Annotated in this window: 22 protein-coding genes; 13 read left to right on the forward strand and 9 right to left on the reverse strand. The window is 71.3% G+C overall.

What is annotated here, in order from left to right:
- A partial coding sequence (locus ACWEPL_RS10640) for an MmyB family transcriptional regulator (RefSeq protein ID WP_452435902.1) occupies positions 1-650 on the reverse strand: 650 nt, incomplete at its 3' end.
- Positions 651-777: 127 nt separating this feature from the next.
- Between ACWEPL_RS10640 and ACWEPL_RS10645 the strand changes: the two genes are divergently transcribed.
- The 3 genes from ACWEPL_RS10645 to ACWEPL_RS10655 all read left to right on the forward strand — a co-directional run bounded on the left by ACWEPL_RS10645 (position 778) and on the right by ACWEPL_RS10655 (position 3684).
- Positions 778-1773, forward strand: a complete 996-nt coding sequence (locus tag ACWEPL_RS10645; protein WP_363970553.1) for an aldo/keto reductase — start codon at positions 778-780, stop codon at positions 1771-1773.
- Between the two features lie 119 nt (positions 1774-1892).
- Positions 1893-2462 carry a TetR/AcrR family transcriptional regulator gene (locus ACWEPL_RS10650; protein WP_449893204.1) on the forward strand — a complete coding sequence of 190 codons (570 nt, stop codon included), beginning with the start codon at positions 1893-1895 and terminating at the stop codon, positions 2460-2462.
- 16 nt (positions 2463-2478) lie between these two features.
- The gene (locus tag ACWEPL_RS10655) at positions 2479-3684 is read left to right on the forward strand and encodes an FAD-dependent monooxygenase (protein ID WP_452435903.1); all 1206 of its coding nucleotides are present in this window, start codon (positions 2479-2481) and stop codon (positions 3682-3684) included.
- Here the strand turns inward: ACWEPL_RS10655 and ACWEPL_RS10660 are convergent.
- Positions 3671-4531, reverse strand: coding sequence for an LLM class F420-dependent oxidoreductase (locus tag ACWEPL_RS10660; RefSeq protein ID WP_452435904.1), 861 nt, complete (start codon positions 4529-4531; stop codon positions 3671-3673). The two genes, ACWEPL_RS10655 and ACWEPL_RS10660, sit on opposite strands and share 14 nt — an antisense overlap.
- Before the next feature lie 81 nt (positions 4532-4612).
- Entirely contained in the window at positions 4613-4906 is a 294-nt protein-coding gene (locus ACWEPL_RS10665) for an ArsR/SmtB family transcription factor (RefSeq protein ID WP_350725932.1), read from the reverse strand.
- A 66-nt stretch (positions 4907-4972) separates the two neighbouring features.
- On the opposite strand from ACWEPL_RS10665, the gene ACWEPL_RS10670 reads away from it, so the two are divergent.
- On the forward strand, positions 4973-5893 hold the full coding sequence (locus ACWEPL_RS10670; RefSeq protein WP_363970561.1) for an alpha/beta fold hydrolase: 921 nt from the start codon (positions 4973-4975) through the stop codon (positions 5891-5893).
- A gap of 43 nt (positions 5894-5936) precedes the next feature.
- Here ACWEPL_RS10670 and ACWEPL_RS10675 read toward each other — a convergent pair whose 3' ends face one another.
- On the reverse strand, positions 5937-6755 hold the full coding sequence (locus ACWEPL_RS10675; RefSeq protein ID WP_452435905.1) for an NmrA family NAD(P)-binding protein: 819 nt from the start codon (positions 6753-6755) through the stop codon (positions 5937-5939).
- 173 nt (positions 6756-6928) lie between these two features.
- Here ACWEPL_RS10675 and ACWEPL_RS10680 point away from each other — a divergent pair, with 173 nt between their 5' ends.
- The 4 genes from ACWEPL_RS10680 to abc-f all read left to right on the forward strand — a co-directional run bounded on the left by ACWEPL_RS10680 (position 6929) and on the right by abc-f (position 11634).
- Positions 6929-7783 (forward strand): hypothetical protein, encoded by an 855-nt coding sequence (locus ACWEPL_RS10680; protein ID WP_452435906.1) that lies wholly within the window; start codon positions 6929-6931, stop codon positions 7781-7783.
- Positions 7780-8982, forward strand: coding sequence for a S8 family serine peptidase (locus ACWEPL_RS10685; protein WP_363970567.1), 1203 nt, complete (start codon positions 7780-7782; stop codon positions 8980-8982). Before ACWEPL_RS10680 ends, ACWEPL_RS10685 begins: the two co-directional genes overlap by 4 nt.
- A gap of 142 nt (positions 8983-9124) precedes the next feature.
- Positions 9125-9946 (forward strand): SDR family NAD(P)-dependent oxidoreductase, encoded by an 822-nt coding sequence (locus ACWEPL_RS10690; protein ID WP_452435907.1) that lies wholly within the window; start codon positions 9125-9127, stop codon positions 9944-9946.
- A gap of 44 nt (positions 9947-9990) precedes the next feature.
- A complete protein-coding gene (abc-f, locus tag ACWEPL_RS10695) occupies positions 9991-11634 on the forward strand; it encodes a ribosomal protection-like ABC-F family protein (RefSeq protein ID WP_452435908.1) in 1644 nt (547 codons plus the stop codon).
- A 52-nt stretch (positions 11635-11686) separates the two neighbouring features.
- Here abc-f and ACWEPL_RS10700 read toward each other — a convergent pair whose 3' ends face one another.
- Entirely contained in the window at positions 11687-13243 is a 1557-nt protein-coding gene (locus tag ACWEPL_RS10700; RefSeq protein WP_452435909.1) for a carbohydrate-binding protein, read from the reverse strand.
- Between the two features lie 303 nt (positions 13244-13546).
- Between ACWEPL_RS10700 and ACWEPL_RS10705 the strand changes: the two genes are divergently transcribed.
- Positions 13547-14767 (forward strand): MFS transporter, encoded by a 1221-nt coding sequence (locus ACWEPL_RS10705; protein WP_452435910.1) that lies wholly within the window; start codon positions 13547-13549, stop codon positions 14765-14767.
- Between the two features lie 12 nt (positions 14768-14779).
- Here ACWEPL_RS10705 and ACWEPL_RS10710 read toward each other — a convergent pair whose 3' ends face one another.
- Positions 14780-15184 (reverse strand): hypothetical protein, encoded by a 405-nt coding sequence (locus tag ACWEPL_RS10710; RefSeq protein WP_452435911.1) that lies wholly within the window; start codon positions 15182-15184, stop codon positions 14780-14782.
- 112 nt (positions 15185-15296) lie between these two features.
- Between ACWEPL_RS10710 and ACWEPL_RS10715 the strand changes: the two genes are divergently transcribed.
- Entirely contained in the window at positions 15297-16142 is an 846-nt protein-coding gene (locus ACWEPL_RS10715) for an NAD(P)H-binding protein (protein WP_452435912.1), read from the forward strand.
- 261 nt (positions 16143-16403) lie between these two features.
- On the opposite strand, the gene ACWEPL_RS10720 is transcribed toward ACWEPL_RS10715, so the two are convergent.
- Positions 16404-17024, reverse strand: coding sequence for a hypothetical protein (locus ACWEPL_RS10720; protein ID WP_363970581.1), 621 nt, complete (start codon positions 17022-17024; stop codon positions 16404-16406).
- 118 nt (positions 17025-17142) lie between these two features.
- On the opposite strand from ACWEPL_RS10720, the gene ACWEPL_RS10725 reads away from it, so the two are divergent.
- The gene (locus ACWEPL_RS10725; RefSeq protein WP_452435913.1) at positions 17143-17925 is read left to right on the forward strand and encodes a neutral zinc metallopeptidase; all 783 of its coding nucleotides are present in this window, start codon (positions 17143-17145) and stop codon (positions 17923-17925) included.
- Between the two features lie 57 nt (positions 17926-17982).
- A complete protein-coding gene (pip, locus tag ACWEPL_RS10730; protein ID WP_355197520.1) occupies positions 17983-18942 on the forward strand; it encodes a prolyl aminopeptidase in 960 nt (319 codons plus the stop codon).
- A 268-nt stretch (positions 18943-19210) separates the two neighbouring features.
- Here the strand turns inward: pip and ACWEPL_RS10735 are convergent, their stop codons facing one another.
- Positions 19211-19921, reverse strand: coding sequence for a TetR family transcriptional regulator (locus ACWEPL_RS10735; RefSeq protein WP_363970587.1), 711 nt, complete (start codon positions 19919-19921; stop codon positions 19211-19213).
- 81 nt (positions 19922-20002) lie between these two features.
- Here ACWEPL_RS10735 and ACWEPL_RS10740 point away from each other — a divergent pair, with 81 nt between their 5' ends.
- The gene (locus tag ACWEPL_RS10740; protein ID WP_452435914.1) at positions 20003-21112 is read left to right on the forward strand and encodes an FAD-dependent monooxygenase; all 1110 of its coding nucleotides are present in this window, start codon (positions 20003-20005) and stop codon (positions 21110-21112) included.
- A gap of 6 nt (positions 21113-21118) precedes the next feature.
- Here ACWEPL_RS10740 and ACWEPL_RS10745 read toward each other — a convergent pair whose 3' ends face one another.
- The gene (locus ACWEPL_RS10745) at positions 21119-21919 is read right to left on the reverse strand and encodes a maleylpyruvate isomerase family mycothiol-dependent enzyme (RefSeq protein ID WP_452435915.1); all 801 of its coding nucleotides are present in this window, start codon (positions 21917-21919) and stop codon (positions 21119-21121) included.
- Positions 21920-21921: the final 2 nt, after the last annotated feature.

Consider the following 21921-nt stretch of genomic DNA (forward strand, 5'->3'; position numbering starts at 1 on the left):
CCGCCCACCCCCCCCCGCGGCGGGGGGGCGGCGCCGGGCCCGCCGCCCCCCCGGCCCCCGCCCCCGCCCCCCGGGGCCGCGCGGCCGGGGCCCCCCCCCGCCGCGCGCAGGTCGGCCACGAACTGACGGGCCCGATGCTCCTGCTCCTCGGGCGGGCAGACGGCGCGCGTGGCGGGGTCGGTGAACCAGCGGTAGACGATGTAGCGCCGGTCGCCGGAGAAGCCGGTGTGGTCGCCCGTCAGCAGGACGGCCGCGCGGTTCTGGGCGAGGATCTCGCCCAGGTCGGACAGCACCAGGGCCGGGGTGTCGCCGAGCAGGTCGAGCATGCGGATCAGGCCGGCGCGGGCCAGGCGGGCCACCCCGTCGGCGGGCTGCGGCCGGTGGCCGGCCAGGTGGAACAGGTGGTCGCGCTCGTCGTCGGACAGGCGCAGCGCCCGGGCCAGCGCGCCGAGCATCTGGGTCGAGGGCTGGCTGCTGCGGCCCTGCTCGAGGCGTACGACATAGTCCACCGACATGCCGGCGAGCAGCGCCACCTCTTCCCGGCGCAGGCCGGTGGTGCGGCGGCGGGGGCCGTCGGCGAGGCCCACCTCGGCCGGCCGGATCCCCTCGCGGCGGCGGCGCAGGAAGTCGGCGAGCTGGTCACGTTGCATGGCTTCATACTGCCTCGCGGCCTGCGAGCCGAGCCAGGGAGCGGCGCTCCCACGATGAACGCTCCGCTCCCGCCCGTCCCGGTTCGGGCGCATGGTTGGGGACGACATCGAGACGAGGGAGAACGTGATGCAGAGACGAACCCTGGGCCGCACCGGACCGGCCGTTTCCGCGCTGGGCCTGGGCGCGATGGGCATGTCGGGCGCGTACGGCACGGCCGACCGCGCGGAGAGCATCGCCACCGTGCACGCCGCGCTGGAGGCCGGCGTCACGCTCATCGACACCGGCGACTTCTACGCCATGGGCCACAACGAGTTGCTGCTCGCCGAGGCGCTGCGCGGCCGGGATCGCGACAGCTACCGGCTGAGCGTCAAGTTCGGCATGCTGCGGGGGCCGGGCCACGAGTTCGGCGGGCATGACGGCCGGCCCGAGGCGGTGAAGAACTTCCTGGGCTACTCGCTGGCCCGGCTCGGCACCGACCACATCGACATCTACCGTCCCGCCCGGCTGGACCCGGCGGTCCCGATCGAGGAGACGGTGGGCGCGATCAAGGAGCTGGTCGAGGCCGGGTACGTACGGCACATCGGCCTCTCGGAGGTCAACGCGGCGACGATCCGCCGGGCGCACGCCGTCCACCCGATCGCGGACCTGCAGATCGAGTACTCGCTGATCTCCCGCGCGGTGGAGGCGGACGTCCTGCCCACGCTGCGGGAGCTCGGCATCGGCCTGACCGCGTACGGCGTGCTCGGCCGCGGCCTCATCTCCGGGCACTGGACCGCAGGCCACACCGCCGGCTCCGGTGACAGCCGCGGCTTCAGCCCACGCTTCTCCAGCGGGAATGTGGAGCACAACCTCGCCCTCGTGGACGCTCTGCGCCGGGTAGCCGAGGCGAAGGGCCGCACCGTCGCCCAGCTGGCCATCGCCTGGGTGGCCGCGCAGGGCGACGACATCGTGCCGCTGGTCGGCGCCCGCACCCGCGAGCGGCTGGCCGAGGCGCTGCCCGCGACGGACCTGAACCTCACCGCGGACGACCTCGCCGAAATCGAGAAGGCGGTGCCGCCGGGCTCGGCGCGCGGCGACCGGTACCCGTCCGTGTTCATGTCCGGCCTCGGCGTGGGCAACTGATCGCGCGATCACGCCCCATCCGCTCCACAAGAGGCTTTTGCCGGGAGTAGATCGCGTGCTACGTTTTGGACATACGTCCAGGGCGATCGTCCAGGGCGATTGACCAGGGGTGTGGACGAGTGAGTGCGACGGCGGCGGAACGGGGGCGGGAGGCGCGTCGGCGCCTGCTGGGGGTGGCGGCCGAGTTGATCGCCGAGCGAGGCTGGTCGGCGGTCAGTACGCGGATGCTGGCCGACCGGGCCGGAGTGGCCCCCGGTGTGGTGCACTATCACTTCGCCTCCGTACAGGCTCTGCTGGCCGAGGCCGCGCTCGGCGTGATGCGCGCGCTGATCGAGCAGATCGGCGCGGGCCTGGAGCAGGCGCACACGCCCGGCGAAGCGCTGAAGCTGATGGTGGCTTTCCTGAAGGACTACGACGGCCGGGATCCGACCTCGCTGCTGTTCGCCGAGACGTACCTGGCCGCCGGCCGGGACGAGAGCCTGCGCCGCTCAGTGGGTGCGGTCGTCGACGAGTTCCGGCGGCTGCTGGCCGGTCGGCTGGCCGAGCAGGGGGTGGCCGCGCCCGAGGCGACCGCCGCGGTGCTGGCCGCCGCGTTCGACGGCATCATGCTGCACCGCGCGCTCGGCCCGGGACCGGACGCCACGGAGCTGACAACCGTCCTGGAGCGGCTCATCACGCCCGCCGAGTAAGGAATGGTGAAATGTCGTGAAAGTGGTCATCTGCGGAGCCGGAATCGCCGGACTGGCCCTCGCCCAGCGCCTCGACAGCTTCGGGGCAGAGGTCGTGGTTCTGGAAAAGGCGCCCGGCCCTCGTACCCAGGGTTACATGATCGACTTTTTCGGCCCTGGCTACGACGCCGCCGAGGCCATGGGCGTGCTGCCGCGCATCCGGGAGCTGGGCTACCGGATCGATGAGATGACCTACCGGGATCACCACGGCCGCCGGCGCTCCGGCGTGCGGTTCGCCCAGTTCGCCAAGATCGTGAACGGCCGGCTGACCAGCATCATGCGCCCCGACCTCGAACGTGCTCTGCGCGAACACCTCTCCGACCGCGTCGATGTGCGCCACGCCACCACCCTCACCCGCATCGACAACCGCGCCGACGGCGTCACCGTCACCCTCACCGACGACAGCACCATCGAGGCCGATCTCCTGGTAGGCGCCGACGGCATCCACTCCACCGTCCGCGACCACGTCTTCGGGCCCGAACGGCAATTCCTGCGATACCTGGGATTCCACACCGCCGCGTACTCGTTCGACGACGCCGGCATCCACGCCCAGGTGGCCCGGCAGTTCTGCCTGACCGACACCGTCAACCGGCAGATGGGCCTTTACGGGCTGCGAGACCGGCGCGTGGCGGTCTTCACCGTGCATCGCACCCCCGACCCCACGCTGCCGGCCGATCCACGTGCGGCGATCCGCCACGAATACGGCGCCCTCGGCTGGGTCGCGCCACGCGCTCTGGCCGCCTGTCCACCGCCGGAGCAGGTCTACTACGACCAGGTAGCCCAGATCGACATGCCGGCCTGGAGACGGGGCCGCGTGGTGCTCATCGGCGACGCCGCCCACGCGGTGTCCCTCCTCGCCGGCCAGGGCGCCTCGTTGGGCATCACCGGCGCGTACGTCCTGGCCGAGCACCTGTTCCGTGCCGACACCCTTGACAGCGCGCTGGAACGTTACGAGCAGGCACTGCGACCGGTGGTCACCGACAAGCAGCAGGTAGCCCGCGACGGGACACGCTGGTTCATCCCCGCCACCACCCGGCAGTTGCACCTCCGGCGAGCCGCGCTCAAACTGGCCCGGCTCCCGGTCATCGACCGGTACGTTGCCGGCGCCCTCGCCGGCAAGTCCACCGCCATCATCACCAACCTGCGCGCGAGCGGTGCCGTTTCGGGGGTCAGCCGGCGCTGAGGAGGGCGAACCGCTCGGCGAACGCGGACATCTCATCGCGCTGCTGTTCCGGATCCGCCGAGGTGGGGCCGACCACGAGGCGGGTCACGCCTTGCGCGGCGAAGGTCTCGACCCGTTCGGCGGACATGTCGATCGAGCCCCATCGGGTGTGCTCCAGCGCGCCGGGGTCACGGCCGGCCTCCACGGCGGCGGCCCGGGCCAGCTCCCACTGGATCGCGCGTTCCTCCGGGGTGAGGGCGCCGCCGGGGAAGTAGCCGTCGCCGCGCCGACCGGCGCGCCGCGCGGCCGCCCGGCTCGATCCGCCGACGTGGATCGGCAGGTGGGTGCCCGAATACGGCTTCGGGTAGCTGGTCACGTCGTCGAAGCCGAAGAACTCGCCGTCGAAGCTGACGCCCTTCTCGTCGCCTTCCCACAGCAGCCGCAGCACGTCGATGGCCTCGTCGGTACGGCGTCCGCGGGTGCCGAAGTCGACTCCCATCGCCCTGGCCTCGCCGGGCAGCGTGCCCAGCCCCACGGTGAGCAGCCGCATCCGTCCCTTGGACAGCACGTCGATGGTCGCCAGCCGCTTGGCCAGGACCACGGGGTGGTGGTACGGCAGCAGCAGCACGGCGGTGCCGAGCAGGATGCGACGGGTTGCCGCCGCGACGAAGGCCAGGCAGTCGAGCGGATCGGGGAAGGGCAGGGACGGCGGGAGCTCGAAGGGGCCGACCGCGGCGCCGGGATACAGCACGACGTGCTCGGGCAGGTACAGCCCCTCAAAGCCGCAATCCTCGGCATGGCGGGCATACGTTACGAGCCTGTCGGGGTCGAGCCCGTCGGCCGCGGAGTAGCTGATCGCGAATTTCATCGTCATCCTCGAGGTCAGAGTCCGCGGGCACGCTACATCCTTGACGTCAGTGTCAGGGCAAATGCGTGGCCGGCGCCGTGCTCACCGGAACACGACGGCGAGGAGCCCGGGAAAGCGTTCCTCGAGATCGTCTCTGCGCAGGGTGAGGTAGTTTCTGCGTCCCGAGTGGCGCAGGCGGATCACGCCGCTCTCCCGCAGGACCCGCCAGTGATGCGTGAGGGTGGATTTCGGCGCTCCGGTCTCGATCGCCCCGCAGTATGTCTCCTCGCCGGAGGCGAGAGCGCGCACGATCTTCATCCGGACCGGGTGCCCGAGCGCGGCGAGTACGTCCTCCAACTGCAACTGCTCGGTCGTCGGATGCAGAAGAGCAGCCATGGTCCGATCGTACGGTACCGCCGTAGTCGGCTAATGTACGGTACTCCCGTACATTGGGAGGATCACATGCCGAAAGCACTGTCCGACGCCGAGCTGGCACGGTCGTTGCCGGGCGGGTTCGTCAGCAGTCACGCCGACGTCGACGGGACTCGCCTGCACTACGTGACGGGCGGGCGGGGCAGGCCCTTGGTGCTGCTGGGCGGATGGCCGCAGACCTGGTGGGAGTTCCACAAGATCATGCCGCCGCTCGCCGAACGCCACCAGGTGATCGCCGTCGATCTGCGCGGCATGGGCGGCTCGGACAAGCCCGCCTCCGGCTACGACAAGAAGACGATGGCCGCTGACATCCTCGGACTCGTGCGCCGGCTGGGCCACGACCGGGTGGACATCGCCGGCCACGACATCGGCGGCATGGTCGCCTACGCCTTCGCCGCGAACCATCCCGCTCACGTCCGACGCATCGCCCTGCTGGACATCGCCCACCCTGACGAGCGCTTCTACACCTTCTCGTTGCTCCCTCGGCCCGGACGCCAGCAGGTCGACGGCGACATCCACGCCGGGCCGGGCCGCTTCCTGTGGTGGTTCGCCTTCAACCAGGTGCCCGGCCTGCCGGAACGCCTGCTCGCCGGCCGGTCCCGCGAGCTGATCGACTGGATGTGCGACTACCTGGTCGAGGATCCCGCCTCCATCGGCGACCGAGACCGCGACATCTACGCCCGCGCCTACTCCACGCCGGACGCGATCCGGGCGGGCAATGCCTGGTACCGGGCGTTCGGGCAGGACATCGCCGACGAGAAGACCTATGGCAAGGTGACCGTTCCGCTGCTGGGCCTGGGCGGCGGAGAGGGGGGTCACCTGCTCCTTCAGGCGGTGCTGCCGGACAAGGGCACCGACGTCGAGGTGGTGCCGGTGCCGGACAGCGGCCACTACATCCCCGAGGAGCAGCCCGAGATCGTCGTCAAGCACCTGACGCGATTCTTCGCCTGAAGCCGAGCCGCACGGCGAGACCCCGCCGATCCCGGTGGGCGACCTAACGGCTGATCTTGAAACGTTCGGCGTGCTCTGCCACCCACTGCGCGAACGTACGCGCCGGACGGCCGATCACCCGTTCAACGGTGTCGTCCACGGTCGTGGCGGAATCGCTGGGGGTGGCGTACCAGCCGATGACATACTCGGCGTCCGCACGGGAGACGCCGGTGGCCATCAGCCTGTCGACGGCCTGTTCATGGGTGATGGGCATGAAGGCGATGTCGCTGTGGACGGCCCGGGACAGGAGAGAGATCCGCTCGCGCGGGGTCAGCGCCTCGGGACCGGTGAGGTTGTACGCGCGTCCCGCATGGCCGTCGTCGAGCAGCGCGACGGCCGCCACGGCCCCGATGTCGGCCTCGTGGACCAGCGCACTGGGAAAGTCGTACGGCTCTCGGACGACCCCCTCGGCCCGGATCGATCCGGCCCAGGTCAACGTGTTGGACATGAACTCCTGCGGCTCCAGACGCGTCCATTCCACGCCCGAGTCGGTCACGGCCTGCTCGACGGGTCCCACCCAGCCGCCCCACACCACGGTGATACGCCGGACACCTGCGGCGACGGCCCGCCGGACCAACTCGGGACCGACCTCGGCGAGTCCCGTCGTCACCGTGATGTGCAATCGGCCGGCGCCGTCGAGGGCGGTGTCCAGCGTCACCGGTTCGTGGTGCGTGCCGGCCACCAGCTCCACCCCGGCCGGCAACTTCCCGGCCGCCGCGACCGGATCGCGGGTCAGCGCCCGAACGGGCTCTCCGCGGCGGAGCAGCTCCGTCACCACGTGGCGGCCGGTGTTCCCGGTGGCACCCGTGACAAGTGTCGTCACAGTCGAACTCCTTTCGTCCGTCGCCGACGACGCTAGAAGCTGAATCGCACTTGAGGTCAAGGAAGTCCGGGGAGGTGATCCGCCGAGCACCGATAGGGTCAGAACGCGCAAATCGATCAGAGGGGCTTAAACGGAACCTTGATCGGCCCGCTCGCACGACAGGAGAGACATTGATGTACCCCCCGTCCAGCTCCGGGCCGGGGTTCCATCCCCCTCAGCCGCCCCCCGGGCCTCCCCAGCCGTACCCGCCCGGCCCCTACCAGCAGCCGCCACCGCCGACCGGGCCGGTGCGGCCCCGGCGCAGCGCCTGGCGGGTCCTCGTCGGGCTGGTCGTCGCGGGTTTCGGTCTGCTGGCCGTGCTCGGCGGTGGCGCGCTCATCGCGCACGCCTACTCCAACAGCCGGCAGGTCATCCACAACTCGGCGTACTCCAAGGAGCTGTGGCGCAACGTGCCCGTCGAGAAGCTGTTGCCGCCGCGGCTCGGCCGGGAGCACCCCGACAAGGGCTACTCCTCCCCGAACGACGAGCGCGGCTGGACCAGGGCCGCGATCTCCTCCGACACCTCCTGCCGGACGGCGCTCTCCGGCGAGCTGGCCCGGGTAGCCGCCGAGCGGGGCTGCGTCGCGGCCGTGCGTGCCACGTACGTGGACGACACCGGAGGGACGGCCGCCACCGTGGCCCTGGTCGCCTTCCGCGAGTCGCTGCCCCGCGTCGACCTGGAGGGCATCGTGCGTGAGGCGCAGCGGAAGCCGGACCACGCGGTACGCGCGCTCGCCGCGCCAGGCACCCAGTGGAAGGACTCCGCGCGCACCGGGAACGGCGGCCGGACCGTTGGGGACGTGCCCATGTTCGTGGCGGTCACCACGGGGCCGGCGGACGGCCGCAGGCCCGGACGGCTGCCCGAACCGTGGGGCAGGAGGGAGTACCCGCAGCGGGAGGACCGTGAGGCGTGGGCGTACACCGCGCAAGGGCTCGCGGAGAGCCTGGCCACCCGGCTGTACGCGGAGGCCCGGAAGGTGGGGGCATGATTCGCAGGCTGACCTGCGCGGCCGTCATGGTCGCCGGACTGGTCGCGGCCACCGCCGCACCGGCCGTGGCCGAGGCGCCGCGGGGCTGGGAACAGCAGATCATGAAGGTGCCGGCCGCGCAGCGGCTCGGACAGGGCAAGGGGATCACCGTCGCGGTCCTGGACACCGGGGTCGTGAAGAGCCATCCGGAGTTCCGCGGACGGGTGACGAACGGCCCCGACTTCATCGGCGGCGGCGCGAAGCCCGGGCAGTCGTACTGGGGCGCGCACGGCACCGCCATGGCCTCCAGCGTGCTGCGGGTCGCCCCGCAGGCCCGCGTGCTCTCGGTACGGGTGATCTGGGACCGGGAGGACCCGGCGCGCAAGCGCGCGGAGTCCGCCGCCAAGTCCGGCGGCACCGCCGCCGACAAGGAGAGCATCAAGGCGGCCACCGCGCTGGCCAAGGGCATCCGGTACGCCGTCGACAAGGGCGCCCGCGTGATCTCCATGTCCCTCGGCACCGACGAGTGGGGCCTCGGCAGCGGTTACGACGAGACCACGGCCGCGGCCGTCGACTACGCCCTCGGCAAGGGGGCCATCCTGCTGGCCAGCGCGGGCAACGGCGGATCCACCGACCCGCTGGAGGTCGACGCGAACAACGTCGTCTCCTACCCGGCCGCCTACCCGGGAGTGATCGCGGTGGCGGCGATGGGGCCGGGCGGCGCGCGGGCGGACTTCTCCCAGGTGCACACGTACAACACCATCACCGCACCCGGCGTGGACATCTACGCCGCCGACAACCGCGGCGGCTACCGGGCGGGGGACGGCACCTCCCCGGCCTGCGCGCTCGCGGCGGGCACCGCGGCGCTGATGCTGTCCCGCAATCCCGATCTGACGCCCCGGCAGGTACGCGACATCCTGGTGCGGACCGCCAGGAAGCCGCCGTCCGGCTACAACGTGTTCCTCGGCTTCGGGCTGATCGACGCGGCGGCGGCGGTGCGGGCGGCGGGCGCCGCCAAGGACGAGAAGATCGAAGCGGCCCCGTACAAGGGGAAGGAGTACCTCGGCGGCGGGCCGGTCGCCGCGCCGACCACCAACCCGCCGATCGACATGACCTACGTCGTCGTGGGCGGCGCGGCCGCCGGGGTGGGGCTCCTGTTCCTGCTGGTCGCGGTGCTGCTGATGCGCCGGCCCCGCGCACGCCCGGTGCCCGGCGCCTGACCTGGCGAACCCGGTGGCGGTGCGGGCAGCCGCATGCCGCCAATGCGAGACGAGACGGTCCGTCTTGACGCGGAAGCTGAGTGCCTGTATACCTTGTCATCACGAGACGGACCGTATCGTCTCATAATGGTGAGGAGTCCGTGTGACGACTGCCCGAGTCTGGTTCATCACCGGCGCGTCGAGGGGCCTGGGCAGGGCCTTCGCCGAGGCGGCGCTCGCCGCCGGAGACCGCGTCGTGGCCGCCGCCCGCGACCTCGGCCCCCTCGCCGACCTCGCCGCCGCCCACCCCGACAGCCTCGTACGGCTGACGCTGGACGTCCGCGACCGCGCGGCCGTCCGGAAGGTCGTGGACGAGGCCGCGGCGGCGTTCGGCCGCCTCGACGTCGTGGTCAACAACGCCGGCACGCTGCTGTTCGGCATGGTGGAGGAGGCCACCGAGGAGCAGATCCGCGCCCAGTTCGACGTCAACTTCTTCGGTGCGGTCTGGGTGGCCCAGGCTGTGGTGCCGCACCTGCGGGCGCAGGGGTCCGGCCACATCCTGCAGGTCACCTCGATGGGGTCCGGCGGCGGGTTCGCGTCCGTCGGGTTCTACGCGGCGAGCAAGTCCGCGCTCGACTCGGTGAGCCAGGCGCTGGCGATGGAGGTGGCGCCGTTCGGGATCAAGGTGACGATCGTGCAGCCGGGCGGGTACGGCACGGACCTGTTCACGCGGGGCACCACGCTCGCGGAGCGGCGCCCGGAGAACGAGCCGCTGCACGCCCAGCTGGCCGAGATGTGGGGCGAGGACGCCGGTCCCGACCCGAGCACGGCGGCGCCGGTGATCATGGAGCTGGTCGAGCTGGCGGAGCCGCCGCTGCGGCTGATCGTCGGCGGCGCCTCGTACGACATCGTCCAGCAGATGGAGCGGGCCCGCACGGAGGAGTACCGGGCCTGGGAGCACCTCAGCCGGAAGGCGCCGGGCTGACCACCCCACCCCGTTTGTTCACCCTCGAAAAGGAGGCATGCCTTTTGCGTACCGCCGCCCAACTCGCACTCACCGAGATCACCAAGCGTTACGGCACCCGCGTCGTCCTGGACCGGGTGTCGCTCACCGTCAGACCCGGCGAGCGGATCGGAGTGATCGGCGACAACGGGTCAGGCAAGTCCACGCTGCTCAGGCTCATGGCGAACGCCGAGCGGCCGGACAACGGCGAGCTCCTGGCCGTCGCGCCCGGCGGCGTCGGACACCTGCCGCAGTCACTCGCGCTGCCGCCGCACGCGACGGTGGCCGACGCCGTCGATCTGGCGCTGGCCGATCTGCGAGAGATCGAGGCCCGGATGCGGGCGGCCGAACGGTCGCTCGAAGAGGCGGACGCGGAGGCGTACGCGGGGCTTGTGGCGCAGTTCGAGGCACGGGGCGGCTACGAGGCCGACGTCCGGGTGGAGATCGCGCTGCACGGGCTCGGGCTGCCCGGGCTCGACCGGAGCCGCCCGCTGGGCACGCTCTCCGGCGGCGAACGCGCCAGGCTCGTCCTGGCCGCCACGCTGGCGTCCGCTCCCGAGCTGCTGCTGCTCGACGAGCCGACCAACGACCTGGACGACCAGGCCGTGGCCTGGCTCGAACAGCGCCTGCGCGCCCACCGGGGCACGGTCGTGGCGATCACGCACGACCGGATGTTCCTGGAGCGGGTGACCACCGCCATCCTGGAGGTCGCCGACGGGCAGGTGCGCCGCTACGGCGACGGCTACGCCGGGTACCTCGTCGCCAAGGCCGCCGAACGCGCCGCGCAGGCGCGGGCCCACGAGGAGTGGAAGACGGAGCTGGACCGGCATGCCACGCTGGTGGCGGCCAACGCGGGCCGGCTGGCCGGGATCCCGCGCAAGGTCGCCAAGGCGGGCATGGGCACCGGCGCCTGGCGGGCGCGCTCGCGTACGCACGGGGCCGCCGGGCGCATCCGGCAGTCCCAGCAGCGGCTACGGTGGCTCGCCGAGCACCCGGCGCCGCCGCTTCCCGAGCCGCTGCGCTTCGCCGCCACCCTCGCCACTGCGGGGGCCGCTTCCGAAACCGAGGTGGCCGCGCTCGACGGCGTGGTGGTGGCGGGCCGGCTTCGCCTCGACTCCCTGGCCGTCGGCGCCGGTGAGCGGCTGCTCGTCACCGGTCCGAACGGGGCGGGCAAGACCACGCTGATGCGGGTGCTCGCCGGGGAGCTGCGTCCGGACGCGGGCGAGGTACGGCGGGCCGGCCGGGCCGGGTTCTTCCGGCAGGACGAGGGGGACCTCGGCCGGGTCGGGCCGGCGGACCGGACGGTGTTGCGGGCCTACGCGGACGGGCGTCCCGGGAGCCTGGACGAGCACGCGGACACGCTGCTCGCCCTGGGGCTCTTCCGGCCGTCGGACCTCGGGCTGCGCCTGGGGGAGCTCTCCTACGGGCAACGGCGCCGGATCGAGCTCGCGCGGCTGGTGAGCGAGCCCGTGGACCTGCTGCTGCTCGACGAGCCGACCAACCACCTGTCGCCGATGCTCGTGGAGCAGTTGGAGGAGGCGCTGGCCGCCTACCGGGGCGCGCTGGTGGTCGTGACGCACGATCGGCGCCTGCGGGCCGCGTTCACCGGCTCCCACCTGGAGCTGGGCGCGGCGGGTCGCGGGGTCGGCGCCGGAACGAGCCGGCGTTGAACACCATGAGTGGGGCGAGTACGGTGGCGTACTCGCCCCCTCTGTCACGGCGTCACCCGAAGGTCACGACGAGGCGGCCGTCCGAGGCGAAGGACCAGCGCAGGGCGCCGCTGTAGGACGAGCACCGGGACCCGTTCGAGCCGGACCAGAACTGGTTCGAACTGTCGGAGTTGCCGACGATCCGGTCGTTCGTCCCGCTGCCGCTGCGGCACGAGGTGTTGTTGCGGAACACCGAGGTGCCGGCGTCGAACGAGTAGTTGCGCTCGGTGTTGTCGATGCTGACGTTGTCCGACACCGTCATCGTGCCGGGATTCCGGTTGTAGGTGAAGCCGTGCTTGCCGTTGCGGTACGCGATGCTGCGCCGGATGGTGTGGTTGACCGCGATGTCCTCGCCGCCGAGCTTGTAGCCGTTGCGGTCACCGTTGCCGGCCTGGCTGCCGTCGCTGAGCGTGCCGTTGTTGTACGACAGGGAGTCCTCGATGGTCACCGGGCCGATGGCGCCCGTGTCCGTCTTGGTGTAGAGGTCCCAGCCGTCGTCGATGTTGTTGCGGGACACGCAGTAGCGGAAGACGTTGCCGGAGCCGACGGTGAGCTTCGCGGCGAAGCCGTCGGCGTCCTCGCCGTCGGAGTCGGCGTTGTCGTGCGACAACGCGCTCAGGATGAGGTTGTTGGCCGGCCACTGGTCGCGGGGCGTGTCGGAGGCGATTCGCGAGAGCTGCAGCCCCGTGTCCCGGTTGAACCGCGTCTCCGTGCGCTCGAAGATGTTGTTGCTGCCGCCGACGAAGATGCCGTTGTCACCGGCACGCTCGACGACGATGCCGTAGATGTGCCAGTACGACCCGTTCACGGCGAGTCCGCGGTTGGCCGGGTCCTCGCTTTGGGCCGAGAAGTTCAGGATCGGGGTCTCGCCCGGGTAGGCGGACAGTTTCTTGCGGGCGCTCGAGGTGCCGTTGTTGCCCGCCGCGATGGTGACCGTCTGGGAGAAGTTGTAGGTCCCGCCGCGTGCGTAGATCGTCCCGCCGGCGGTGATGCGGGTGATCGCCGAGGTGAGGGTCGTCGGGTCCGACTGCGTCCCGGTCGCGCCGTCCCTGCCGTTCGGCGCCACGTAGAGCGTGCTGCCCGTCGGCGGGGTCGTGCCGCCCGCGTCGACGTCGATGTAGTCGAGGTTGGCCAGGCCGTTCGAGGTGGTCGGGTTGAACTGGATGGTGTTGCTGCCCGCCCGCACCGACACGGTGAGCGTCTTGGTGACCCAGGTGTCCCACGTGCCGGTGCCCTCGTACGAGACGTTCTGGACCGTCGACCCGTTGACGATCAGGTCGGCGGGGCGGGCGGTCGTGGTCCCGTTCGCGAACCGCACGCTCAGCGTCGCCGTCCCGGCCGCGCCGGCGTTGACGGTGAACTGGGCGGAGGCGCCGGTGGCGTTGTTGCCGTTGCAGAATCCGCTGCCGGAGTAGCCGGACCAGTTGCTGTCGATGGTGCCGGTGCAGACCGCGGGCGAGGTCTCCGCCTCGTACCGCGTCGGCGCGGCCTGTGCGGCGGTCGGTGACAGTGCGACGAACGCGCCGGCTAACAGGCCGGCGCACGTGAGGATGGCTTTCAGGCGCATCATCGTTCTCCAAGGTGTCGGGTACGGAGGCGCGGGCGAAACGTCGCCACATTAGGAAAGCGCTTTCCTCGGCGTCAATGCGCCACTGCAAACGCGTCAACCCCGAAACCATCGCCGCTGGCCAGGGATTTACCACGGGCTCAACCGCCGGTGAAACTTTCATTCAGCCCGAGAAGCGAGGCCCTGCGGCAGGAACAGGCACTACCATGCTGCCATGCAGCACCTTTGTGCCTGACCAGCGGATGCGCCGACGACGTCATCCCTTTCCGGTCCTTCTCCGGAAGGACGCACCGCTGGAGTCACCGAGTGCTCCCTGCATGGCGCCGATCTTCCGGCGACCTCTTCACACTGCTGCGCGGCAACGCCGATTTCCGACGCCTCATCGGCGCCTGCGCGCTGAGCCTGACCGGCGACTGGTTCGCCTTCGTCGCATTGAGCGGTTTCGTCTACCACAGCACCGGCTCGCCGGGGTGGACGGCGCTGCTGTTCGCGATCAACTCCCTTCCCGGGGTGCTGCTGTTCCCGTTGATCGGCCCGCTCACCGACCGGTTCGACCGGCGACGTCTTCGGATCCTCTGCGACCTGGGCTCGGTGGTCCCGGTGGGCGGGCTGCTGGTCGCCTTCCACACCGGCTCGGTACCGCTGGCCCTGGGATGCCTGGCCGTCCTGTCGGTGCTCGCCGCGATGGCCGGTCCCATCCCCGAGGCCGCGCTGCCCAACCTCGTCACCGGCCGAGAGCTCTCACTGGCCCAGACCGTGCTCGGCAGCCTGTACTCGGCCGGCCTGCTCGTCGGAGCCGGACTGGGAGGCCTGGTCACCGCCGCCTGGGGCACCTCGGCCACGCTCCTCCTCGACGGCGCCTCGTTCATCGTCTCCGCGCTGCTCGTCGCGCGGATCGAGCGGCCCTTCTCCAGCGCCGTGTCGACGCGCCGGATCCGGATACGCGCTGACACCGCCGAACTCTGGCAATTCCTGCGAACGACCCCCGTGGCCGCGGCCCTGCTGTGGCTGACCGCGGGGCTGCGTCTCTGCTACGGAATGGTCGGACTCCTGCCCGTCTACGCCCTCGATCGCTTCCACGTCGGCGACGCGGGAGTCGGCGCCCTGTACCTGGCGCAGGGCCTCGGCGCCGTGCTCGGCCCCTTCGCGGGCAGGCGGCTCGCCGGCGGCTCGACACGTCGGCGGCTGTACGTGGCGGCGGCGGCCCTGGCCCTCTTCGGCCTCGGATACCTGGTCCTCGCCCACGTCTCCGGACTCGGCCCGGGAATGGCCGCGGCGTTCGTCGGCCACCTCGGGGTGGGCACGTGCGCGATCCTCGCCCTCAACGGCCTGCAACTGGCGACGCCTGACCATGTCCGGGGACGCGTGATGGTGCTGGTCTTCAGCCTCTCGGCGGCGTTCCAAGGCGTGTCGACACTCGCGGTCGCGCCCATGACCGCGGCCATCGGCATGGCCGACACCACCCGTCTCCTCGGGCTCCTGGCCGTCGCGTACGCGATCGTCTGGGCGGCACGCGTCCGGCGCTGACGCCGGTCCTGCTCAGGGCTGGGAGCCGGGTGGCAGGGCGAAGGGATCTTCGGGGAGGAAGCAGCCGTAGTCCTGCAGCGGCATCGGATCCTCGAGCACGATCCGCTGGAGCTCGCCCGCCGGCGACAGGCCGTCCGGACGGTCCGGCACGCGCCGGCCCGGCCGCAGCCCGTCACGGCCGAGCGACGTCTCCGGCGCGTCCGCCGCGAGCTGCCCGAACCGGTCCAGCAGAACGTGTACGGCGTCATAGACGTCGCGGACGTTCTCGGCGGCGTCATCCTCGCCCGCCTCGGGGCAGAGGTCACGGTACGCGGCGCGGGCCGCGGCCAGGAAACGCTCCGGATCCACGATCACCACGTCCCGGCGCGTCCGTACGCTGATCGTCATGCCGGCCGCCGGAAGCGTCTGCTCTTCCACCGTCCGACGGTATCCCGCCGCCCGGCCCCGGAGACTGGAAAAGGCCGGCGAGGTGTCCTGGACCTTCGGGTGCGGCCGGAATATCGCCGTCCGCGCCCGGGCTGATCCGGTCATGACCGAGATTCTGGTGACCGGGGCGACCGGGAACGTGGGCCGGCAGGTGGTGGCCGGGCTGGTGTCCGCCGGTGGTTCCGTGCGGGCGTTGGTGAGGGATGCGCGGGCGGCGCGGCTTCCAGGGGGAGTGGCGGCCGTGGAGGGGGACCTGGGTGTGCCCGGCACGCTGGAGCGGGCGCTGGCGGGTGTGGAGACGGTGTTCCTGGTCTGGCCCTTCCTCACCGCCGACGGCGCCTCCGCCATTCTGGAGGTGATCAAGAGCCGGGCCCGCCGGGTCGTCTACCTCTCGTCGTCGGGGGTGGACGACGAGGCGCAGCGGCAGGGTGACCCGATCAACCAGCTGCACGCCGACATGGAGGGCCTGATCGAGAGGTCCGGGCTGCGGTGGACGATCCTGCGGTCGAACACCATCGCCTCCAACACCCGGGGATGGGCGGCGCAGATCCGTGCCACCGGTGCCGTACGCGGGCCGGAGATCGCCGCCACCGCGGTGATCGACCCGCGCGATGTCGCGGAGGTGGCGGTACGGGTGCTGGCCGGCGACGGGCACGACGGCGCGACGTACGTGCTGACCGGGCCGCAGGTGGTGGGCCGGGCCGAGCAGGTGCGCGCGATCGGGGAGGCCATCGGGCGCCCGCTGCGGTTCGAGAAGGTGGCCGTACAGGCCGCGCGTGAGCAGATGCTCGCGGACGGGAGGCCGCCGGCCCTGGTGGAGGCCCTGCTGGCCAGCGCGGAGGCGCGGCCGAAGTCGGAGCTGATCACCTCGACGGTGGAGGAGATCACGGGGGCGCCGGCGCGTACGTTCGGGCGATGGGCCGCCGACCACGCGGACGAATTCCGCTGACCGCAGGCCGCTTCAGCGGCACCCGCTGTACGCCGCGCGTGTCGGCGTACAGCATCGTGAACTCCCAGGAACGCGTCCACGGGGGACGGCTCGGCATCGGTGTGCGCCGGCAGAGGAAATGGTGTCCTCCTGCCAGGCGCATTCGGTTCACGCGATGCCGAGGCCGTCCGTCTTCGGTTGAGCCGGGCCGGTGCGGGGTGCTCGCCGTTCCATGTCGAAGTCCCTTCGCCCCGTCCCTCTGACGATGAGGCCAGAGGCGCGTCAGTTGCCGAGGATCTGGTTGACCAGCGACGAGACCCCGGTGGTGTCCAGGAGCGTCACGGGCTGCTCCACCGTGAGATCGCCCGGCGACTCGAACGTCCAGGTCCCGGTGGCCGGGGACCAGGTCGGGAACCAGCTGGTCGGGGACCAGGTGGTCGGGGACCAGGTGCTCGTCGTGGCGCAGGGCACCGCGCCCAGCCAGAGCGAGTCGACGACCTGCGTGAGTCCCAGGGCGGCCAGCAGCGACGAGGACGACGTGCTCGTCGTCGTCGTGCACGGCGCCGCGGGTGCGGGGCCGAGCAGCCCGTCGACCAGGCCGACGACGCCGCCGGCCTTGTACGTGGGGATGCTCTGGCTGCACGTCGTCGTCCGGTTGACCCAGGTCAGGCCGTCGACGGGGCTCGGGCGCCCGGACCACGGCGGCCCCAGCGGCGACTCGTTGAAGACCGATTCGGCCAGGGCCTGGAAGTCCTCGGTCCAGGACGACTGCCCGTTGTAGCTGACGACGTTGTTGTTGCCGCACAGGGCCGTGTCCACGGCCCCCTCTTCTGCGGCGGCCGGCCCGGCGGCCAGCAGCAGGCCGGAAGTCGCGGCGAATGCGGCAATGGCGTGCTTGTACATGGTGCTCCCTGCGGATGGTAATCCGGTTATCCGCAGAGATCATTACCCTTAGTGGTGGTTGAATTACTTCATAGTTGTATCTAGCCCTCTTTACCGGGAGGTCCTATTCTCACGACTCGTGAAACTTCTCATGTTCGCGGCGCTTACGGGCGCCCTCATGATGCCCTTAGCGGGTACCGCTACCGCCCAGGCAGCTGCATACCCCGTCAAATCCTCCCAACTAACCGCCAATCCGCTCTATAAGGCGGGTGCACTGCCGACGACCACCTGTGCGGAGCCGTCGCTCGAGCCGAACAATCGCCAGCAGGCCCGCGCCTACCTCGACGCGGTCATCGCCTGCCTGGAAACCACCTGGGAACAGCACCTCACGAACGCCGGCCTGACCTACAGGCCGGTCAAGGTGCGGCACATGGACCGGATTCCGAAGAAGTGGTGTGGCTATGACATCGAGAAACTGAATTCCCAGACCTGGTACTGCGACCGCACCGAGACACTGGTCTTCCAGCTCGGCAAGGACTGGCTCGACGAAGCCGACGACCTCTGGCTGTTCGAGACGGCGGCCTCCATGTACGGCTACCATGTGCAGAAATTGGTCGGTATCGCCAAGGCCTACGACAAATTGCCCTATGACAAAAAGACGGAGCTGTATGAGCAGCAGCGCCGCATGAGTCTCCAGAGCGAATGCTTCGCCGCCGCCTTCATCAAGAGCGTCTGGCCGATCGAGGGCAGGAACCTGAGCGACTGGAACGAGCTCGTCAATTTCCGGTGGAGCGAGGACCCCGCCGAGGTGCGTGAATTCGGCAGCCGGGCCGCGGTGCGCCACTGGCTCAAGCGCGGCTTCACCTCCGGCGACCCCGGCTCGTGCAACACCTGGTCGGCCCCCTCGTCCAAGGTCGCCTGACGGTACGGCCGCGGTGGTCCACCGGGTCCACCGCGGCCGTCTCGATACGATCGTTCCATGTATCCCCCCATCGAGCCGTACGACCACGGCCTGCTCGACACCGGTGACGGCAACCTCGTCTACTGGGAGGTCTGCGGCAACCCGGAGGGGAAGCCCGCGCTCGTCGTCCACGGCGGCCCCGGATCGGGGTGCAAGACGGGGGTGCGCCGGCTCTTCGACCCGGAGCGTTACCGGATTGTCCTGTTCGACCAGCGAAACTGCGGCCGCAGCCGCCCGCACGCCAGTGACCCGTCCGTCGACCTGAGCACCAACACGACCCACCACCTCGTCGCCGACATGGAGCGGCTCCGCGAGCACCTCGGCATCGACAGCTGGCTGCTCTACGGCGGCTCGTGGGGCTCGACGCTGATGCTGGCCTACGCCGAGGCCCATCCGGCGCGGGTGTCGGAGATGGTCATCGTGGCCGTCACGACCACGCGCCGCTCCGAGATCGACTGGCTCTACCGCGGTGTCGGGCGGTTCTTCCCGGAGGAGTGGGAGCGCTTCAGGCAGGGCGTCCCCGAGGCCGACCGCGACGGTGACACCTTCGCGCTGCTGGCGGCGTACTCGCGGCTCCTGGCCGACCCCGATCCCGAGGTCCGCGCGAAGGCGGCCAGTGACTGGGTCACCTGGGAGGACGCGGTGATCTCCATGGAGCCCAACGGCAAGCCCAACGCCTACAGCGACCGCCCGGCCGAGGCGGTGATGGCGCTCGTCCGGATCTGCTCCCACTACTTCTCCAACGCCGCCTGGCTGGAGGAGGGAGTGCTGCTGCGGGAGGCGGGGCGGCTGGCCGGGATCCCCGGCGTGCTGATCCACGGCCGTCTCGATCTGGGCGGCCCGCTGGAGACGGCCTGGGAGCTGGCGAAGGCCTGGCCGGACGCCAAGCTGGTCGTCGTGGACGACTCCGGGCACACCGGCAGCGGCACGCTCTCCAAGGAGTTGTCCGCCGCCCTCGACGGCTTCGCCGGGCGGTGAGGGGGCGGGACCCGCGGCTCGCGATCGTCTGGGGCGTTAGGACGGCGCCAGTGGTGACCATCGCCTCGCCGTCGGTCGATTCCGTACGGGTGAGCCGCGGGTCCGCAGGGGACAGCGCGCTGACAACCGCGTGCCCACTCGCTGACCTGCAGCAACAGTAGCTTCGCCGACTGTCCGGACACCACCGAATTAAACGCCCGTGCGCGGAGGATTCCCCCGCCGGCCACCCTGACACTGTCTCGAAAACGTCTCACATAGTGTCTCAATATTATGCGGACAGGTGGCGGTAGAGGGTGGCGCGGGAGACGCCGAGGGCTCGGGCGATCTCGGCGGCGGTGTGCCGGCCCGAGGCGTGCATGCGCCTGGCCCGCTCGATGGCCTCCGGCGTCATCGCCCCCGGCCTGCCGCGCCGGCGCGCCTCCTGCGCCGGAGGCTCGGGACGGTCCTCCAGCAGGCGTTCCACCCCGGACAGCACGGCCGGGCGGAGCATCTCCGCCGGCAGGTCGGCGAACATCACGACGGGGTCGCTGAGCATGCCGAACGCCTGCGCCGCCCGGATGCGGTCCACGTGGTCGGCGAGCGGCCCGGCGATGAGGTGCTGGGCCAGGTAGGCGGCGTCTCGAAAACGGTCGAAGACCGATCCCTCCGCGGCCAGCGCGAGGTCGCGCATCTGCAGCCTCAGCAGGTCGCGGTGCGTCAGCCAGACGTCGAGCAGGCCCTCGATCACCGCCCACCGCTTCTGGCGCTCGTCGCTCCCCGGCGCGCGGTTGGCCGCGTCGATCGCCGCCTCCATGTCGGCCAGCAGCGGCTCGGCCAGGGCCGCGATGATCTCCTTCTTGCTGGGGAAGTGGTAGAGGACCGCCGTCTTGGTCAGCTCGAGCCGCTCCGCGATCTCGCGGATCGAGGTGGCGTGATAGCCCTGCGCGGCGAACAGGTCCTGCGCCACCTGGAGGATCCGCGAGCGAGTGTCGTCCGTCACGCCGCCGATTCTAGACCTTGTCTGACCGTTGGTCGGGAGCCTATAGTCCTGAACTGACCAACGGTCAGGAGAGGCGGAGGCATGACTGAGGTTCTGGTGGTCGGGGCGAGCATCGCCGGGCAGACGCTGGCGTACTGGCTGGCCCGGCACGGGATGCGGGCCACGCTGGTCGAGCGGGCGCCGCGGCTGCGCACGGGTGGCAACGGGGTGGACCTGCGGGACGAGGCGACCGAGGTGGCCGAGCGGATGGGGATCATGCCGCGGGTCAGGGCCGCGGCGGCGGACGTGCGGGGCATGAAGTTCGTGGACGCGGCGGACCGGGCCGTGGCCCGCGTGAACATGAGCAGGAGCGGCGAGATCGAGATCATGCGGGGTGACCTGGTGGCGCTGCTGCACGAGGTGACCGGGCCGGAGGTGGAGTACGTCTTCGGCGACTCCGTCCGGTCGATGGAGGAGGACGGCGGCGGCGTGACGGTGTCGTTCGAGTCGGGCGCGACGCGGCGGTTCGACCTGGTCGTCGGGGCCGACGGGCTGCACTCTTCGGTGCGGCGGCTGGCCTTCGGGCCCGAGGAGGGGGCCCTGCGGCACATGGGGCACTACTTCGCGTTCGCGAACGCGGACTCCGCGCTGGGGGAGGACCGGTGGGTGACGATGTACAACCTTCCGGGCAAGATGGCGGGGCTCTACCGGTCGGGCAACCACGCCCAGGCGAAGGCGTACTTCATCTTCAGGTCCGAGCCGCTGGCCTATGACCATCGCGACGTCGGGCAGCACAGGACGCTGCTGACGGAGGCGTTCGGCGGCGAGACGTCCTGGCGGGTGCGCGAACTGCTCGACGGGGCCCTCGCCGACCCCGACTTCTACTTCGACGCGCTCAGTCAGGTGCGCCTGCCCTCGTGGTCGTCGGGGCGGGTGGCGCTCGTGGGGGACGCCGCCTACTGCGCCTCCCCGGCGTCGGGAGCCGGGGCGGAGCTGGCCGTCGTGGGGGCGTACCGGCTGGCCGAGGAGCTCGCGGGCACCTCGGACCACCGGGTCGCCTTCCGGCGGTACGAGGAGGGGCACCGCGAGCTGGTCAAGCGCAAGCAGCAGATCGGGCCGAACGTCCGCATGATGGTGCCGAAGACCCACCTGGGCATGTGGGCGCGCAACGGGCTGGCCCTGGGGATGGGCCTCGTCGCCCGGAGCTCGTAGGAGGGGTCATACGGGAGGCGCCAGGACGAAGTAGCGGTCGAGCCTGCTCTTGTCGCCGCGCATGTCGAGGCCGTCGGCCGGGATGCGGTTCCAGAGGAACAGCATGAGGTCCGACGCGCTCCCGGCCAGCTCGACGTCGAAATCGCCGCCGTCCGCCCCGGAGGACAGCCGTACGTCCGGGCCGTCGAAGTGGACCGCCCAGTCGCCCTCGCCGTCCGTGCGACGGAAGCGGAAGCGCTCGCCCGCTCCGGCGGGCGCCTGCGTCCACTCCCGCCGGGCGGGCACCATGACCTCGAACGTCTGCGTGACCGCGTCGGCCGCCACGTCCTCGTGGATCGGGCGCGGGACGCCGAGGGCGTTCTCGGCGTCCCAGCGGTGCACGGCGGCCTCGATGGTCTGCACCCGCACCCAGAACCCGACGGTCTGCTCCTTCGACCACGTCCACGCCGGATCGCCGGCGTCGCGCTCGTCGAACAGCGCCGCCAGCCGGGCCGCCCCTTCCTCGAACCAGTCGAGCACCCCGTCCGGGATCGGCCCGAGGTTGGGCGCGTGCTGCGGATCGGGCCACCCCGTGAGGTCCTGCGGCAGCCCGGCGAAGGACAGGTCGGAGCCGTCCGGCGGCCCGTCGCGCCGGTCGTCGATGATGCTGAACACGCCCCGGTGCACGGAGCCCAGGTGGATCAGCAGATCGGCGACCGACCAGCCGGGACAGGACGGCACCGGCGGCGCGGCGCCGGTCTCCGCCGCCTGCCGGGCGGCGTCCTGGAATGCTCGGACCTCTCGGCGAAAGCGCGAAGCGGGTTCCATTC

Source organism: Nonomuraea sp. NPDC004186 (assembly GCF_053603495.1).